At 64.4% G+C, this 1,215-nt stretch carries 2 protein-coding genes; both read right to left on the bottom strand.

Annotated elements, in window-relative coordinates; genetic code table 11:
• The coding region (locus ACLQ28_RS34415) for a transposase (protein WP_425690432.1) at positions 1-341 on the bottom strand (341 nt) is incomplete at its 3' end.
• Positions 342-688: 347 nt separating this feature from the next.
• Positions 689-1,132, bottom strand: coding sequence for a hypothetical protein (locus ACLQ28_RS34410; protein ID WP_425690431.1), 444 nt, complete (start codon positions 1,130-1,132; stop codon positions 689-691).
• Positions 1,133-1,215: the final 83 nt, after the last annotated feature.

The following is a 1,215-nucleotide window of genomic DNA, read 5'->3' as shown; positions in this document are numbered from 1 at the left end:
TCGGAGTACGGGTTGTCGTTCGAGGTCCGGGGTCGTGAATGCGAGCGGAGCACACCGAGGTCGACGAGCATTTCTGATACCGGTTTCGATGTCATAGCGCCGCCGCGGTCGGCATGGATGGTGCGCGGCTCGATCCCGTTTCGCGAGATCGCGTCGGCGAGGAAATCGCGGGCTACGACCGCGTCCTCGCCGGCGGCGACAAGCCAGCCAGTGACGTAACGTGAGTAGATATCGATGATGACGTAGCACTTGAACCAGACGCCTTTGACTGGTCCTTTCAACGCGGTGATGTCCCAGGACCACACCTGGCCGGGGCCGGTCGCGACCAACTCGGGGCGCACCCGCGGCGGGTGGCTGGCCAGTCGGCGTCGTTCCCGGCTCTGCCCTGCGGCACGGGCGATTCGATACATCGTGGACATCGAGCAGTGGTAACGGCCGGCATCAAGTTCCCTTGCCCAGACCTGCGGGATCGCCAAATCGGCGTAGGCGGGCGAGTTCAGCAGGGCCAGGACCTGGTCACGTTCGGCGGTACTGAGCGCTTGCGGCGGCGGCGTCCGCGGCAGCCACGGCCCGTGCCGCGGTCCAAGAGGCTTCACCTGGCGGTAGTAGGTCGCCCGTGATGTTCCGGTCAACGTGCACGCGCGTTGCACCGCTGTCCCGGCCTCACGCAGTTCCGCGAAGACGGCGGTCAGAATCTCTTCGGTGGACTGTCGTTGTCCGCGCTCTCGGAGAGTTCTTCCAAGAGCGCGTGTGCTTTTCCCATAATATCGAGGGCCATGCGGGTCTTCTTCAGATCCGCTTGGAGTTTCTCGTTCTGCCGGCGTAGCTTCTCCAACTCCAACTGCTCAGCCGACTTCTTCACCCGCTGCCCCGCCGCAAGTGATGCGGCATCCTCTTTCCGGCCGCCCGGATTGCCGAGCAGCCCGCCGTCACGAGCTCGTGCCCATTCGATGATGTGAGACGAGTACAAGCCCTCCCGGCGCAAGATCGCGCCTTTCTCCCCGTTCGGGGCGTTCTCGTACTCGGCGACCATCGCGAGCTTGTACTCCGAACTGAAAACCCGCCGAGACGGCTTCGGCGCCGGATCGGCCCCGCCGTCAGACGCCGACTGCTTGCCAGATGAGGTGGACACGTACACAAGGATCTCCGATCCCCGTCCTCAGGTCAGCACCCCCAACTCACACGGGGTGTCTCACACCATCCTGACCAAGAGGG

The sequence above is a fragment of the Micromonospora sp. DT201 genome, from assembly GCF_049841575.1.
Lineage (GTDB): Bacteria > Actinomycetota > Actinomycetes > Mycobacteriales > Micromonosporaceae > Micromonospora.
Note: the sequence above shows the minus strand (reverse complement) of the source record. Positions and strands in the feature narration are given on the sequence as shown.